Origin of the sequence: Amycolatopsis sp. WAC 04182, assembly GCF_003947465.1 — a bacterium.
GTDB lineage: Bacteria > Actinomycetota > Actinomycetes > Mycobacteriales > Pseudonocardiaceae > Amycolatopsis.
The window spans coordinates 23,591-36,969 of sequence record NZ_QHJJ01000003.1; the positions used below are offsets into that span (position 1 = coordinate 23,591).

A 13,379-nucleotide genomic window follows, 5' to 3' on the forward strand; every position below is an offset into this window, starting at 1 on the left:
GTGAGCTTTCTTTCCGGTCTCGTGCATGGTGTCGGGGGCTTGTTCTCCGAGCTGGGTAAGGCTGTCGGGGATTCCTTGAAGAGGGCGGTGAACTGGACCCGCGATTTGTTCGGCGGGGACCTGGGGACGCAGCCGGTGCCGGTGCCCACATTCGTGAAGCAGGTGCACGCGGGTACCTCCAGTCCGTGGCACGAGGCCGCCACGCAGGCGGGGTTGGCCTCGGCAGGGCAGGGCGACCACGCGGGTGTCCTCCGGGAGATCATCGGCGGCCTGGACTCTTCCTGGTCCGGTGCGGGCGCGAATGCCGCCCGCGAGCGTGTCCATAAGCTCTATGCGGTGGCTGATTCGGCTGACAGGTCCATGGCACGTAATCAACAGTCGGTGTTGACGGCGGCGTCTGGGTATGAGTACACCAGAGCCACCCTCAAACCGATGCCCCCGCGCCCGGACAAGAGTTTCGGGGATGTGATTTCGCCGTGGGACACCGACACTGAAAAAGCGATCAACGACTACAATAAAAAGGCGGAATTCAACCTCGCGACCTACAAGAGCTATGAAAGCCAGCTCAAGCAGGCGCAAAGCGGTTTGCAAGGCGACTACGGGCAGCTGGGTTTTTATGACGGCGCGGATATCATGCTAGCGCCTCCTCTCAAGAAGGGTGTGACCCCGCCACCAGGGCACCCCTCACCCTCTCCGAGTGTGGAGGGGCGCAGTGACGGTGACGGTGGCGGCTATGCGGGTAGTTCGGGGTTCACTCCGTCCCCCGCCCCCGGTCACACACCCGGCACCCCCGGGAGTGGTTCTCACGCCGGGGCCGGTGTGGGAGGAGATCACACCGCGACCTCTGGCTACAGCCCGGCCGCGCGCGATGGCCTGTCGGCCCCGAACATCCCTTCCCCGTCGAGCGGTCGGAGCGAGACCGGGCCAGGGGTCGGTAGCGGTTTTCCGCCCGGCACGCCCGGCTCTACCGTCGGCGGGGCTGGTGGGCGCGCGGGCGGCGTGGGTGCTGGTCGTGGCAGCGGCGCGGGGGTCCTCGGCGGCGCGGGCGGTAGTGAGTCCGGCCGGGTGGGCGCGCGGTCGACCGGTACCGGCGCCCCGGGCGCGCCCGGTGGCGCGATGGCTCCCGGCGCGCGCGGCGACAAGAGCGAAGACATCGAACACGCCCGTAAGTACGGGCTGGACGAGGCCCCGTTGGAGATCGCCGACATCGATCCCGAGAGCGGGTTCACGGTTGTTCCGCCGACTATCGGAACATGACCAATTTCCCTTGATATGCAAGGAAAAACGCGCTATGGCTCTCATTGACGCGCCGCTGGTGTTGCCGAAACTCGCGTTACTCACGGTGTGGGGGTGGCACGCGAGCGAGTTGGGGGACCCGCACCCGATCTTCGGCACCAACACCGGGTACTACATGCCCGATGGGGCTACGGCGCGGATCGAAGCGGGCACTTGGGAACTGCTGTCCGAGCATCGATTGGCGCGTGGGCAGCGGGTGAACCCGCTCCTGCTCGACACTCTCAAGGTGGTGGGCGGAGCGGATCGTGAGTTCTACGGGTGGACCGCCTACCCGGCGGGGAGCAACCGCGACGGGGGCGGGTTCTTCACCGGTTCCCGAGATCGCGACGCGGTGCGGGTGCTGGTCGATGACGACGCGGTGATCCTGCAACCACTACCGGACCACCGGTACCTGGCGGTGGATCTGGTGGAGGTGCTGCCCCCTGTCGACTCGGCGGAAATCCGGGACCTGTCCATACCGCGCACGGCCCCCGCGCGGCCGGTGGCGGTTGCGGCGAGCCGTAGCCCGCTCGCGCACTCCGACCCGGAACAAGGCGATCCGGACCGGGACCTGATCACCGAGCTCATGCACGCCCCACGCGACGCGACCCACCAGCTGTATACAGCATTCTCCACCGCGCGCGGACGCTCCCGGAGTGTGCCGATCACCGTCGTGGACTTGACCGAGCACGGGCGGGTGATCACCTACACCAACACCGACGAGGACGGCACCGAGTACATTCACGCGGCCGGTGGCGATGGGTTGGTGCGAGTCCTGGAAAACACCAACCGCGCCCTCTGACACCGAACGCTTGTACGTCAGAAGAGGGCGGGTCCCCTTGGCGACGTTCGGCGCACCGCCGAAGCCACAGTGGGGACACCGAAGTGGTCAGCGGCGGACGACGCGAAAACTGTCGGACCCGTATGCGAGGCTCCACCGATGATCGTCGTGTTCGATGCCGAGCTCTGGGTCTGGGACGCCCGCCGCGGGGAGACCTGGACGTTCGTCAGCCTGCCCCAGGACATCTCCGAGGAGATCCGCGAAATCACCGACGGTCCGCGCAGAGGGTTCGGCGCGGTCCGGGTCCAGGTCGGTATCGGTGGCAGCAGATGGAAGACGTCGATCTTCCCGGACGCCAAACGAGGCGCGTACGTGCTGCCGGTCAAGAAAGCGGTCCGCAAGGCCGAAGGGATCGAAGAGGGAGATGTAGCGGAGGTGACGGTTGAGCTGATCGACCTCTGACCGTCAAAGCAGGCGTTCACCGAGCGGTGTCGTCAGGTAGAGGACGCTGCGGCCGGAGCGTTCGCGTGCGACCAGCCCGCTGTCCCGAAGGACCTTGAGGTGCTGGGAAACGGCGCTCGGGGTCACGCCCAAAGCACGGGCCAGATCGGTCGTGGTGGCGGGGGACGACAGCGCTGTGAGGAGGTCGGCCCGCATCCGTCCCAGTAGCCGTACGGTGCTGGACCCGGCTGAACGGGTTCCGGCGGCCCACAGGGCGCCGGTTCCTCGCGCGGGATAGCGGATCGTGGTCTGGGTCGAAGTGTTCTTCTTGATCAGGACGTGGGGCGAGCCCAGGACGACAGGCATCAACACGAGCCCGCCAGGTCCTCGCGTGACGACACCGTGCCGATTCCGCCAGCGCTCGCCGGCCAGCGTCACCCGGTCGGCGCGCCAGCGCAGGTCCGGATGCAGATCGGCGAACAACCGCTCAGCACCGCCGGCGGTCAGTTGCCGGGCGCGGAACCCGACATCGGCGTCCAGCACCGCCCGCAACCGCGGCCAGTGCGGTGCGACCAGGCGGTCGTGCGCTTCCCGTAGCTCGTCGGCGATCTCTCGCAGACCGGACGCGGGGTCGTCGGCGAGAGCCGCTGCCACGACGGGAAGCCTTGTGTCGAAAATCCGGCCGAGGCTTGCCCGCACCCGAGCTTCCGGGGTCCGCCGTAGCGCGTCCAGGTCGTTGTCGAGGGAGTCTCCTGAGTCCCGGGGAGCGGGGACGAGGAACTCCGGCCAGCTGAGCCTGCCGTTGACGAGCAGCGGCCAAGTCCGGGAAAGATCGAGTGGCTCGCGATCGAGTTCCTCCCGCGCCCACCGCAGCCAGGGCAGGTTGACCGGATTCCGGTCGAGTCCGGCGAGCTGAAGCAGACAGGCCACGGTTTCGGACAGTGGCGAGATCGCGAACCGGGTCGCGGCCAGTTCGGCGACACCGAGTTCGAGGGTCATCGGCATCGTCCGAGTATGTAGGCCCGAGCTAAATGGTGTCCCGGGATCACCGGGCGACGCCACGATCCGATCATGCCCAGCCTGCCTCGCGCCTACCGACGACTGTGGTGGGCCACCGGGATCGACAGTCTCGGAAACGGCGTCTTCACCGCGACGCTGCCCTTGCTGACCGTGACGGTGAGCCACGACGCGAGGGACATGGCCTTGGTCTCCGCCGCGACGTACCTGCCGTGGCTGCTGCTGTCGCTCGTCGCGGGATCCGTGGTCGACAGGGTCGACCGGATCACCCTCATGTGGCGAACGCAGACGCTCCAAGCCCTGATCGTCGGCGTGCTCGCCGTGCTCGTCGCTGCCGGCGGAGTCACCGTGCCGGTGCTCGTCGTACTCGCGTTCGCGCTGGGGTCGTGCGACGTCTTCTACGACAACGCGGCGCAGACGGCGCTCCCGGACCTCGTCCCGAAAACCCTGCTGGACCAAGCGAATGGCAGTCAGCAGGTGGCGTTGGTCGTCGGCAGGCAGTTCGTGGGCCCGCCTCTGGGGAGCCTGTTCTTCGCACTCGCGTGGACGCTCCCGTTCGCCGTCGACGCCGTGTCGTTCGTCGCTGCTGCCCTGCTTCTGGCCGGGCTGCCACGCCGACGACACGTGCCCTCTGAACGAGCGAAGGTCCTCGACGGACTTCGCTGGCTGAGGAAACACCGCCTGCTTCGCACTCTTGCTCTGTTGCTGGGCGTCAACACGTTCTGCGGTCAGTTCGGGAACGCGACTCTCGTACTGTTCGTGACCGACGTGCTGCATCTCGGCGCGGGAGTGTTCGGCCTGCTGCTCGCCGGTGCGGCGGCCGGCGGGGTCGCGGGCGGACTGGTGATCGCGCGGCTGGTCGCCCGGCTCGGCGACCTCCGTGCGCTCCTCGTCTCGCTCGCCCTGAACGCGGTCGTGTTCGTCGGTATGGGGTTCAGCCCGAACGTCGCCGTGCTCGGCGGGCTCCTCGCGGTGAGCGGTTTCGTGACGACGATCTGGAACGTCGTCACGGTCAGCGTCCGGCAGCGAGAGGTACCCGCCTCGCTGCTCGGCCGGGTCAACAGCATGTACCGGCTGCTCGGCTGGGGGCTGATGCCGCTCGGCGCGCTGACGGGTGGACTGCTCGCGCACAGGTTCGGGCTTCGCGTTCCCTATCCGGTCGCGGGAGTCGTGCGAGGCCTCGCGCTCTTGGCCGCCCTTCCGGTGCTGATCCCGGCGATGCGGGACGCTGCTCCTCGGTGAGTTCGGCCAGCTGTTCCGCGTTTCCGAGGACGAACTCGGCGTCCAAAGCGGACAGACGTTCGGCCGGGCGCAGGTGGGTCCGGGCGGGCTCCCAAAGTCCCGAAAGGACCTGTTTGGACAGTGGCGGCCGGTCGTAGGGGAGATGCGGCTCCGCGCCCAGCACCGTGATCCGGTCCGGGTAACCCTTGCGGCGCAGGGCTTCCACCGTGCCGAGGCCGGCGGCGGAGGCACCGACCACGAGCAGGGTCACTCGCTCACCGTGATGGCGGCGCCGGGGCAGACGTCGGCGGCCTCGCGGACGATGTGGTGGGAGTCCGTGCCCGGAGATTCCTGGAGCAGGAGCACGATACCGTCCTCCTCCCGCTGGTCGAACACGTCGGGGGCGAGCAGCACGCAGGTTCCGGCGCCGCAGCACTTGTCCTGGTCGACGGTGATCTTCATGGTCCTTTTCCTTCGTCAGGGCCGGGGGTGACCGGTGCGAGCCAGATCCCGGCGAGTGCGTCGATGAGCCCGGTCGCGGCGTCGTGCCAGGTGGACCGGGGAGTGGGGGTGCCCTCGGCGAGGGCGCGTTCGCGTTCGGCGACCATGTGGACCAGCAGCTGGCGGGCCATGTCGCCGCGTTCGGCGCGGACGTCGGCTGGCAGTTCGGGCAGGCAGCGGTGGAGTCCTTCGACGATCCGCACCAGCGACGGCGAGGTCAGGGATTCCTCGACCATGATCGGGCGGAGCGCGGGGTCGGTCATCACCTGCGCGCCGAACCGCGCGAACCAGGTCGGGCTCCCGAGGGTGGCCAGATGCTCGGCCACCGGGGTGACCAGGCAGCCGATCCAAGCCCGCAGATCCGTGCTGTCGCCGATATCGGCGAGCAGCCGGCGGCGGATCTCCTCGATCTGCCCCGAATGCCGCCGGGCGATCGCGCGCACCAGGTCGGCCTTGGTACCGAAGTGGTAGCCGACCGCGGTGTTGTTGCCCTGCCCCGCCGCCTCGCTGACCTGGCGGTTGGACACCGCGAACACGCCGTGTTCGGCGAACAGCCGTTCCGCCGCGGTCAGGATCAGTTCCCGCGTCGCGTGCGCCCGTTCGGCGCGGGCACCGGTGATCTCACTCGTCATGGGCATCACCATCGCACGGGCAGTTCCCGCAGGCCGCCGACGGCGAGCCCTTCGACCTTGCGCAGATCCTCCGCCGCGACGGCGAGTTCCAGCGTGGGCAGTTTCTCCAGCAGGACACCGAGGACGACCTGCAGTTCGGTACGGGCGAGCGGTTGCCCGAGGCACGCGTGCGCGCCGGCGCCGAACGCGAGATGCGGGTTCGGGCTCCGGTCGAGCGTCATGTCGGCGGCGGCCTCGAACGCGGTCTCGTCGCGGTTCGCCGAAGCCATGCTGCACATCGCCGTGGTGCCCGGCGGCAGGATCGTCCCGCCGACCTCGAAGTCCTCGGTGAGGTAACGCGACATGCCGATACCCGCGTTGGCGTCCATGCGCAGGGATTCCTCGACGGCGGTGCGGATCAGCGATCGGTCCACGAGCAGCGCTTCCCAGCGGCTCCGGTCCTCCAGCAGCATCGCCACCATCTTCGCGATCATGTTCGCGGTGGTCTCGTGGCCGGCGATGAGCAGGCCGATCCCGGTCGCGACGAGCAGCGCGTCGGACCAGCGCTCGCCGTCGGCGTCGGTGGCGGTGATGAGCGCGCTGAGGATGTCTTCACCCGGATCCGCCCGCTTGGCCGCGATGTGCCCGCCCATGTACCGGCCGAATTCCGCCTGCGCGACGTCGAATTCGGCCTGGGTGTAGCGGGTCATGCTGAGCATGACGTCGGACCAGTGGGCGAACCGTTCCCGGTCGGTGTCGGGGACGCCGAGCATGTCGCAAATGACCCAGACCGGCAGCGGGAAGGCCAAGCCGGCCTTGAGATCCGCGGGCTGGCCCTTCGCGACCATCTCGTCGATCAGCTGGACGGCCATCGCCTCCATCCGCGGCCGCAGGGCGGTCATCCGCTTGGCGGTGAACCACTTCCCGAGCATCCGGCGCCATTTCAGGTGCGCTTCGCCGTGTTGCGGGATCACGCCCGCCATCTCGCTGTTGAAGACCCCGCCCGATTCGGTGTCCGCGACCCGCGCCGCGTCGTCGGCGGGGGTCGGCCTGGTGAACCGCGGGTCGGAAAGGACGCGTTTGACGTCCGCGTACCGGGTGAGCAGCGTCGCCTCGTCGCCGCTGGCGAGCGTGACCTTCGCGACCGGGCACTTCGCGCGGAACTCGGCCCATTCGACGGGCGGCGCGAGCGCGGCCTCGGTCGGGAACGGGAAAGTCGGCAGACGCTCCGTCATCGAAGCTCCTTCAGCGTGGCGGGGTTCGGTGAGGCACACAGTGCCCGGCTTGCTGGCATAAGTCAATCAACTGACTTAAGTTGAATGTTCAGCATCATGCGCGACGAATTCCCATCAGAAAGGCTCGCTTCGGCGACGGCGACGATGAGTGCGTAACTCGGCGTCGGTGGCGCGCTCGGCTTACCCGCGGCCGCGTTGCGGGCGGACAACGCCGACAGGCGTCTGCTGTTCTGGACGGCGGGCTGGGCGAGCGGGCGGACCTTGGGCCCAAGGCGGATTCCGGCTGATCATGGGACTCGGTTCGGCGACCACGCTCGTCGCGCCGGCGATCGCGGCGTTCATTCCCGGCCGGTCTTCGCCAGCTTCGACGGCCACCAGATCTTCCGTCCGACGTCCACCGCGAGAGCCGGTACCAGCAGCGAACGCACCAGAAGCGTATCGAGCAGGACGCCGAACGCGACGATGAACGCCAGCTGGGCCAAGAAGAGGATCGGCAGGACGGCCAGTGCGGCGAAGGTCGCGGCGAGCACGACTCCCGCGGACGTGATCACGCCGCCCGTGACGCGGAGACCGCGCAGTGTCCCGTCCCGCGTGCCGCTTCTGCCCGCCTCTTCGCGGACCCTGGTCATCAGGAAGATGTTGTAGTCGATTCCCAGCGCCACAAGGAAGACGAAGCCGAACAGCGGGACGACCGGGTCGGCGCCGGGGAAGTCGAAGACGTGGTTGAACACCAGCGCGGAGACACCCATCGTCGCGGCGAAGGACAGCACCACCGTGCCGATCAGCAGTAGCGGCGCGAGCAGCGACCGCAGCAGGAGGGCGAGCACGAGGAAGATCACGACCAGGACGATCGGGATGATCAGCAACCGGTCGTGCTCGGAGGTCTCCCTCGTGTCGAGCAGGGTCGCGGTCGGACCGCCGACCTTGGTGCCGTCGACGGTGTGCACGGCGTCCCGGATCCGTTGGACCGTCGCGACCGCAGCGTCGGAGTCCGGGGGATCCGCGAGGACCGCGTCGATCTTCGCGAGCCCGCCCGCTTCGCCGCTTTGACGGACATCCGAAACGCCGGGGACGCGGGCCAACGCGGTGACCGCCGGAGCCTGGCCGGCGGGGGTGATGATCACCGTGGGCGAGCCCGAGCCGCCGGGGAAGTAGCGCGAGAGGACTTCCTGCCCCGCGACGGAATCGACCGGCGTGAGGAAGACGTCGGACTGCGCGGTGCCGGAGGCCTTGAGTTGGGGGAGGAACGCCCCGCCCGCGAGCAGGACGACCGTGGTGACGATCCAGATCGTGCGCGGGGCGCGGGCCACCCAGCCCGACACGCGTGCCCAGATCCCACCGGTCTCTTCCTTCGGAGGGGCCACAGCCGGGCGGAAGGGCCAGAAGGCGTTGCGCCCGCACAAGGCCAGCACCGCGGGAAGGAACGTGATGGTCGTGAGGAAGGCGGCGCCGATGCCGATGGCGGCGACCGGGCCGAGTCCCTTGTTGGAGTTGAGATCGCTGAACAGGAGACAGAGCACGCCGAGGACCACGGTCCCCGCCGAGGCGGCGATCGGCTCGATGGTCGAGCGCCAGGCCGTGCGGAGCGCGGAGCGCGCGTCGTCGGTCGCCCTGAGTTCTTCGCGATAGCGCGAGATCATCAGGAGCGCGTAGTCGGTGGCGGCGCCGAAGACGAGGATGAACAGGATGCCCTGGCTCTGCCCGTTGAGCGCCAGCACGTCGTGATCCGCGAGCAGGTACACCGCGAGGCTCGCCGTTCCCAGTGCGAACACCGCGGACAGCAGGACCAGCAGGGGGAGCAGCGGGCTTCGGTAGACGATGATCAGGATGAGTGCGACGACCGCGCCCGCGACGAGGAGCAGCAGCCCGTCGATCCCGCCGAACGCCTCCTTGAGATCGGCGACCTGGGCGGCGGGGCCGGTCACGAGCACCTTCAACCCGTCGGGGGTGTCGCGGGCGAGCGCCTCTCGCAGTGCCTCGACGCCCTCTCCGGGGTCACTCTTGGCGTCCAGGAGCACGACGACCTGCGCGCCCGCGTCGCTGCCCGGCGCCGGTAAGAGCTTGGCGTTCGACGTGCGGTCGGCGAGGAACCGCTTGTCGTTCTCGGTCAGGCCGGAGGGGCGCTCGGCGACGACGATCGCCGGGATCACGGAGGCCCCGGCGAACTGCTTCTGGAGTTCGCCGACCTCGGTCGCTTCGGCCGATGCCGGGAGAAAACTGTTGCTGTCGTTCTCCGTGACCTGGCTCAGCTTCCCCGCGTACGGGCCGCTGAACCCGCCGAAGATCAGCCACGCGACCGCGACGAGGGCGGGGAGCAGCCAGCGCAGAGGCGACCGCGTGCGGGCGGGACGTTCGACTTCGGAGATCATGGACGGATGGCTCCCGTGGCAGTGCTACTTCGACGAGTGAATAGTTCGACCATCGAAATAGTAGGGTGGTCACCCGGACGGGGCAACGCGAGGGGAGGTTCCGGACATGACCACGGGCACTGAGGACGCTGACGACACGGAGGCCGTCACGGACGACTTGCTCGTTCTCCTGCTGCGACAGCTGACCGTCGAGTCGGACCGGTTCGCGGAGATGTTCGGTGAGTCACACGGTCTGCACCGGACCGACCTCAACGCGCTCGCGGTGATCATGGACGCCGCCCGCATGGGGGACCCGATGAGCCCTAGCAGGCTCGCGAGCGCCCTGCATCTGAGCGCGTCGGCGACGACGGCGGTGCTGGACCGGCTGGAGCGGGCCGGGCATCTCTACCGGGACCGGAGCTCCACCGACCGGCGCAAGGTCGAGTTGCGGATGCACGACCAGGCGCGGCGGATCGGCGCCGAGTTCTTCCAGCCTCTCGGGCAGCGCTACGCCGAAGCGTGGCGCGACATGGGGGAGGACGAGCGGCGGGCGGTCGCCCGGTTCCTCCGGAGCAGTATCGCCGCGACCGTCGAGGTGCGCGGTCGCCTGGCACCGTGAACACTCGGGGGCATGCGATGTGTGGTGCTCGGAGCGACCGGTTATGTCGGCGGACGGCTGGTACCGCAACTGCTCGACGCGGGCCACGAGGTACGAGTGGTGGCGCGCTCTCCGGAGAAGGTCGCCGAGGAGCCGTGGCGTGACCGCGTCGAGGTCGAACGCGGCGACGTCACCGATCCGGCCTCCATCGAGACGGCACTGACCGACTGCGAGGTCGTCTACTACCTCGTGCATTCCCTGGCGCGCAAGGACTTCGTCGACGTCGACCGGGAGGGCGCGCGGACGGTCGCCGAGGCGGCGAAGACGGCGGGAGCCCGGCGGCTGGTGTACCTGGGCGGCATCGTGCCGGACGACGAGGAACTGTCGCCGCACCTGGCGTCGCGCGCCGAAGTGGGCCGGGTTCTGCTGGATTCCGGGGTACCCGCCGTCGTCCTTCAAGCCGCGGTGATCATCGGCTCGGGTTCGGCGAGTTTCGAGATGCTGCGCTACCTGACCGAGCGGCTCCCGGCGATGGTGACCCCGCGCTGGGTACGCAACCGCATCCAGCCGATCGCGATCCGGGACGTGCTGCACTATCTCGTGCACGCGGCCGAGCTACCGGCCGAAGTGAACGGTGCCTTCGACATCGGCGGGCCGGACGTACTGACCTATTTGGACATGATGCGCCGGTACGCCGTCGTCGCCGGTCTGCCGAGACGAGCCGTCGTACCCGTTCCGGTGCTCACGCCATGGCTGTCCGCGCAATGGGTCAACCTGGTCACGCCCGTGCCGAAGTCGATCGCCGTACCGCTGATCGAATCTCTGGTGCACGAGGTGGTCTGTCACGACCACTCGATCGCCGAGCACATCCCCGACCCCGATGCCGGCCTGACGCATTACGAGCACGCCGTCGAACTGGCGCTGACCCGGATCCGCAACGCCGACGTGCCGACCCGCTGGTCCGACGCGTCGAGCGCCGCGGCGCCTTCCGATCCGCTGCCGAGCGATCCGGATTGGGCGGGCGGGACGGTCTACGAAGACCAACGGGCGCAGCGGACGGACGCCTCGCCGGAAGCGCTGTGGGACGTCATCGAGTCGATCGGCGGGGAACACGGGTGGTACTCGTTCCCGCTGGCCTGGTCGGTCCGCGGCTGGGCCGACCGGCTCGTCGGCGGCGTCGGGTTGCGGCGCGGACGGCGGGATCCGCGACGGCTGCACCTCGGCGAGGCGCTGGACTGGTGGCGCGTCGAATACCTCGACCGGCCGCGCCTGCTGCGGTTGCGGGCGGAGATGAAACTGCCGGGGCGCGCCTGGCTCGAACTCGGCGTCGAGTCCGATGAGGACGGTCGGACCGTGTACCGGCAGCGAGCGGTGTTCGAGCCGCACGGGCTGGCCGGGCACGCGTACTGGAAGGGGATCGCGCCGTTCCACGGTGTCGTGTTCGGCGGCATGGTCCGCAACATCACCGGTGCGGCGCAAGGAGAAGCCTCGTGAGTGGCAGGGACGGCTAGAACCGTCCCCACCACTCACGAGACCCACTGCCTACAGAGCCGGGTAAGCGTTCTTCAGCAATTCCTGGAACTGGGCGGAGAACCAGTGCCCGGAGAGCGGCGCGTCGGCCAGCGCGCCGGACATGTTGTTCTGGTTCCGCGGGTTGCCGGTGTACGTCGGATCGCACATCCGGTCGAAACCCTTGCCCTCGGTGTTCGGGATCTCTTTGCTGGAACCGTCGGATTCACCCGGCGGCTTGATCCAGACGTAGGCGTCGATCCCGGCCTCCGGCGCGGCCTTGGGGCGTTCGCCGAGTCCCGCGCCCGCCTGGTTGCACCAGTTCCCGAGATGGATGCGGCGATCCGTCCGGCTCCCGTTCACGTAGGCGTCGACCGTGGTGGACGGCCCGGGGCCGGACGGCCGCGCGGTGCCGCCCCAGCCGTTGCGGGAAGTGTCGATGAGCATGCCGACGTCCGCCGGGAAGCCCGCCCGGATCGCCTCCTGCCGGAATGCCTGCGCGTAGGACAGTTCGTCGACGTAGCGGTTCCAGTCCACCCACTTCGACGTCCGCACCGAAGTGCCGCCGACACTGTCGTTCACGGTGAAGTACGGCTCCTTGAGCGCCCCGTAGTTCGCGGTGTTCGCGATGAAACCGTGCACATTGGCCAAGGTGCTGCCGGAACTCTTCGCGGCCTGTGCGAAGAGCGCGGCGGACGGGCCGAGGTTGTCGTCCCAGCCGAGCCAGCCGTGGTGCCCGGCGTCGATGTAGTTGTAGACGTTGGGGATCGCGCCGAACTTCGCGAGCGCGTAACCGACACCGGCGACGTAGTTCCCGTTGGCCTTCATGACGTCGCATTGCGGGGTGGCCGTCGGCCGGGGTGTCACGTTCGTGACGAGGTTCGGCAGTGAGTCGATCTCGATCACGGTCACCACCCGCAACGCCGCGTACTTCGGATCGCCGAGGATCGTGGCGATCGGATCGATGTACTCGGCCTTGTAACGCGGGAGTTCGTCCGCCTTGAGTTCGCCGTTCGACGCGAGCGCGGCGCAGTCACGGCCGGGCAGGTTGTAGATCACCAGCTGGACGACCAGCGGTTTGCCGGCGGCCTGCTGAAGCGCTCCGTCGAGATGCGCGCGCAGTCCGCGGCTCGTGCTCGTGCCCTCGATGGCGGCGATCCGGTCGAGCCAGACGCCGGTCGGCTGGTTCGCGATCCGGGCGCCGCCCGGTTCGGCGGCGGCCTTCGCCGACCAATCCGGGTTCACGTACACCCCGGCGCCGGCATAGGGGTTGTCCGCCTTCGGTCCGCCAGGACCGGGGGTCGTCGTGGTCGTGGTCGTGGTGGTGGGGGCGGTGGAACCGGTGCAGGTGGTGCCGTTCAAGGTGAAGACGGCGGGTTTGCCGTTGGTGCCGGAGTAGCTGCCGTTGAAGCCGGGGGAGACGGTGGCGCCGGTGCCGAGCGAGCCGTTCCACCCCGCGTCCCGGACGGTCACCCGGGTGCCCTGTTGGCCGAAATTGCCGTTCCAGCCCTGCTGCACCTGCTGGTTTCCGGGGAAGTCCCAGCTCAGCGTCCAGCCGCCGCTGATCGGGTCGCCGAGGTTGGTGACGGTCGCGGTGGCCCCGAAACCGGTGTCCCATTGGTTGGTGATCGTGTAGTCGACCTTGCAGCCCGGCGCCGCTTCGGCGCTCGAGCCCAGCACCACCGGCACCGCCACCATCGCGAGTACCGCGCCGACGGCCAATGGTGCCGAAACACCCTTTCTGCGGAATCTCATGCGTCGCCTCCTTGCGACCGGAATCCGATTTATGGGAGCGCTCCCATCGAGGACCGTAAAGGGGTGGCCGGGCCGTGACAAGGCCGG

General features: G+C 68.8%; 12 protein-coding genes and 1 pseudogene. 6 read left to right on the forward strand and 7 right to left on the reverse strand.

Features of this window, described 5'->3' with window-relative positions; all coding sequences use genetic code 11:
• From DMH01_RS13910 to DMH01_RS13920, 3 genes are all read left to right on the forward strand, one after another.
• Nucleotides 1-1,257 (forward strand): hypothetical protein, encoded by a 1,257-nt coding sequence (locus DMH01_RS13910; protein WP_125676831.1) that lies wholly within the window; start codon nucleotides 1-3, stop codon nucleotides 1,255-1,257.
• Nucleotides 1,258-1,291: 34 nt separating this feature from the next.
• The gene (locus tag DMH01_RS13915; RefSeq protein ID WP_125676833.1) at nucleotides 1,292-2,077 is read left to right on the forward strand and encodes an ESX secretion-associated protein EspG; all 786 of its coding nucleotides are present in this window, start codon (nucleotides 1,292-1,294) and stop codon (nucleotides 2,075-2,077) included.
• Between the two features lie 138 nt (nucleotides 2,078-2,215).
• Entirely contained in the window at nucleotides 2,216-2,518 is a 303-nt protein-coding gene (locus tag DMH01_RS13920) for a DUF1905 domain-containing protein (protein WP_125676835.1), read from the forward strand.
• 3 nt (nucleotides 2,519-2,521) lie between these two features.
• Here DMH01_RS13920 and DMH01_RS13925 read toward each other — a convergent pair whose 3' ends face one another.
• Entirely contained in the window at nucleotides 2,522-3,502 is a 981-nt protein-coding gene (locus DMH01_RS13925) for a DUF5937 family protein (protein WP_233621512.1), read from the reverse strand.
• A gap of 66 nt (nucleotides 3,503-3,568) precedes the next feature.
• Between DMH01_RS13925 and DMH01_RS13930 the strand changes: the two genes are divergently transcribed.
• Nucleotides 3,569-4,756: an MFS transporter gene (locus DMH01_RS13930; protein ID WP_125676837.1), complete on the forward strand. Its 1,188-nt coding sequence runs from the start codon at nucleotides 3,569-3,571 to the stop codon at nucleotides 4,754-4,756.
• Between the two features lie 19 nt (nucleotides 4,757-4,775).
• Here the strand turns inward: DMH01_RS13930 and DMH01_RS43285 are convergent.
• The 5 genes and pseudogenes from DMH01_RS43285 to DMH01_RS13960 all read right to left on the reverse strand — a co-directional run.
• Nucleotides 4,776-5,006, reverse strand: a pseudogene (locus DMH01_RS43285) (FAD-dependent oxidoreductase); the annotation flags it as partial.
• A complete protein-coding gene (locus DMH01_RS13940) occupies nucleotides 5,003-5,197 on the reverse strand; it encodes a ferredoxin (protein ID WP_125676839.1) in 195 nt (64 codons plus the stop codon). The pseudogene DMH01_RS43285 and the gene DMH01_RS13940, both read right to left, overlap by 4 nt.
• Nucleotides 5,194-5,868 carry a TetR/AcrR family transcriptional regulator gene (locus tag DMH01_RS13945; protein WP_125676841.1) on the reverse strand — a complete coding sequence of 225 codons (675 nt, stop codon included), beginning with the start codon at nucleotides 5,866-5,868 and terminating at the stop codon, nucleotides 5,194-5,196. Before DMH01_RS13945 ends, DMH01_RS13940 begins: the two co-directional genes overlap by 4 nt.
• A 5-nt stretch (nucleotides 5,869-5,873) precedes the next feature.
• Complete coding sequence (locus tag DMH01_RS13950; protein WP_125676843.1) at nucleotides 5,874-7,082, reverse strand: cytochrome P450; 1,209 nt, start codon at nucleotides 7,080-7,082, stop codon at nucleotides 5,874-5,876.
• Nucleotides 7,083-7,420: 338 nt separating this feature from the next.
• Nucleotides 7,421-9,451 carry an efflux RND transporter permease subunit gene (locus DMH01_RS13960; protein WP_125676845.1) on the reverse strand — a complete coding sequence of 677 codons (2,031 nt, stop codon included), beginning with the start codon at nucleotides 9,449-9,451 and terminating at the stop codon, nucleotides 7,421-7,423.
• Nucleotides 9,452-9,557: 106 nt separating this feature from the next.
• Between DMH01_RS13960 and DMH01_RS13965 the strand changes: the two genes are divergently transcribed.
• Together DMH01_RS13965 and DMH01_RS13970 are read left to right on the forward strand one after the other, a co-directional pair.
• Complete coding sequence (locus tag DMH01_RS13965; RefSeq protein ID WP_125676847.1) at nucleotides 9,558-10,049, forward strand: MarR family winged helix-turn-helix transcriptional regulator; 492 nt, start codon at nucleotides 9,558-9,560, stop codon at nucleotides 10,047-10,049.
• 12 nt (nucleotides 10,050-10,061) lie between these two features.
• A complete protein-coding gene (locus tag DMH01_RS13970) occupies nucleotides 10,062-11,522 on the forward strand; it encodes an SDR family oxidoreductase (RefSeq protein ID WP_125676849.1) in 1,461 nt (486 codons plus the stop codon).
• Nucleotides 11,523-11,570: 48 nt separating this feature from the next.
• Here the strand turns inward: DMH01_RS13970 and DMH01_RS13975 are convergent, their stop codons facing one another.
• Nucleotides 11,571-13,292 carry a glycoside hydrolase family 6 protein gene (locus DMH01_RS13975; RefSeq protein WP_125676851.1) on the reverse strand — a complete coding sequence of 574 codons (1,722 nt, stop codon included), beginning with the start codon at nucleotides 13,290-13,292 and terminating at the stop codon, nucleotides 11,571-11,573.
• Nucleotides 13,293-13,379 lie beyond the last annotated feature (87 nt).

Excerpts from the sequence above, each read along its gene's own strand:
- DMH01_RS13915 (WP_125676833.1), top strand. The coding sequence starts at position 1,292 with ATGGCTCTCATTGACGCGCCGCTGGTGTTGCCGAAACTCGCGTTACTC.
- DMH01_RS13920 (WP_125676835.1), top strand. The coding sequence starts at position 2,216 with ATGATCGTCGTGTTCGATGCCGAGCTCTGGGTCTGGGACGCCCGCCGC.
- DMH01_RS13925 (WP_233621512.1), bottom strand. The coding sequence starts at position 3,502 with ATGCCGATGACCCTCGAACTCGGTGTCGCCGAACTGGCCGCGACCCGG.
- DMH01_RS13930 (WP_125676837.1), top strand. The coding sequence starts at position 3,569 with ATGCCCAGCCTGCCTCGCGCCTACCGACGACTGTGGTGGGCCACCGGG.
- DMH01_RS13940 (WP_125676839.1), bottom strand. The coding sequence starts at position 5,197 with ATGAAGATCACCGTCGACCAGGACAAGTGCTGCGGCGCCGGAACCTGC.
- DMH01_RS13945 (WP_125676841.1), bottom strand. The coding sequence starts at position 5,868 with ATGACGAGTGAGATCACCGGTGCCCGCGCCGAACGGGCGCACGCGACG.
- DMH01_RS13950 (WP_125676843.1), bottom strand. The coding sequence starts at position 7,082 with ATGACGGAGCGTCTGCCGACTTTCCCGTTCCCGACCGAGGCCGCGCTC.
- DMH01_RS13960 (WP_125676845.1), bottom strand. The coding sequence starts at position 9,451 with ATGATCTCCGAAGTCGAACGTCCCGCCCGCACGCGGTCGCCTCTGCGC.
- DMH01_RS13965 (WP_125676847.1), top strand. The coding sequence starts at position 9,558 with ATGACCACGGGCACTGAGGACGCTGACGACACGGAGGCCGTCACGGAC.
- DMH01_RS13970 (WP_125676849.1), top strand. The coding sequence starts at position 10,062 with ATGCGATGTGTGGTGCTCGGAGCGACCGGTTATGTCGGCGGACGGCTG.
- DMH01_RS13975 (WP_125676851.1), bottom strand. The coding sequence starts at position 13,292 with ATGAGATTCCGCAGAAAGGGTGTTTCGGCACCATTGGCCGTCGGCGCG.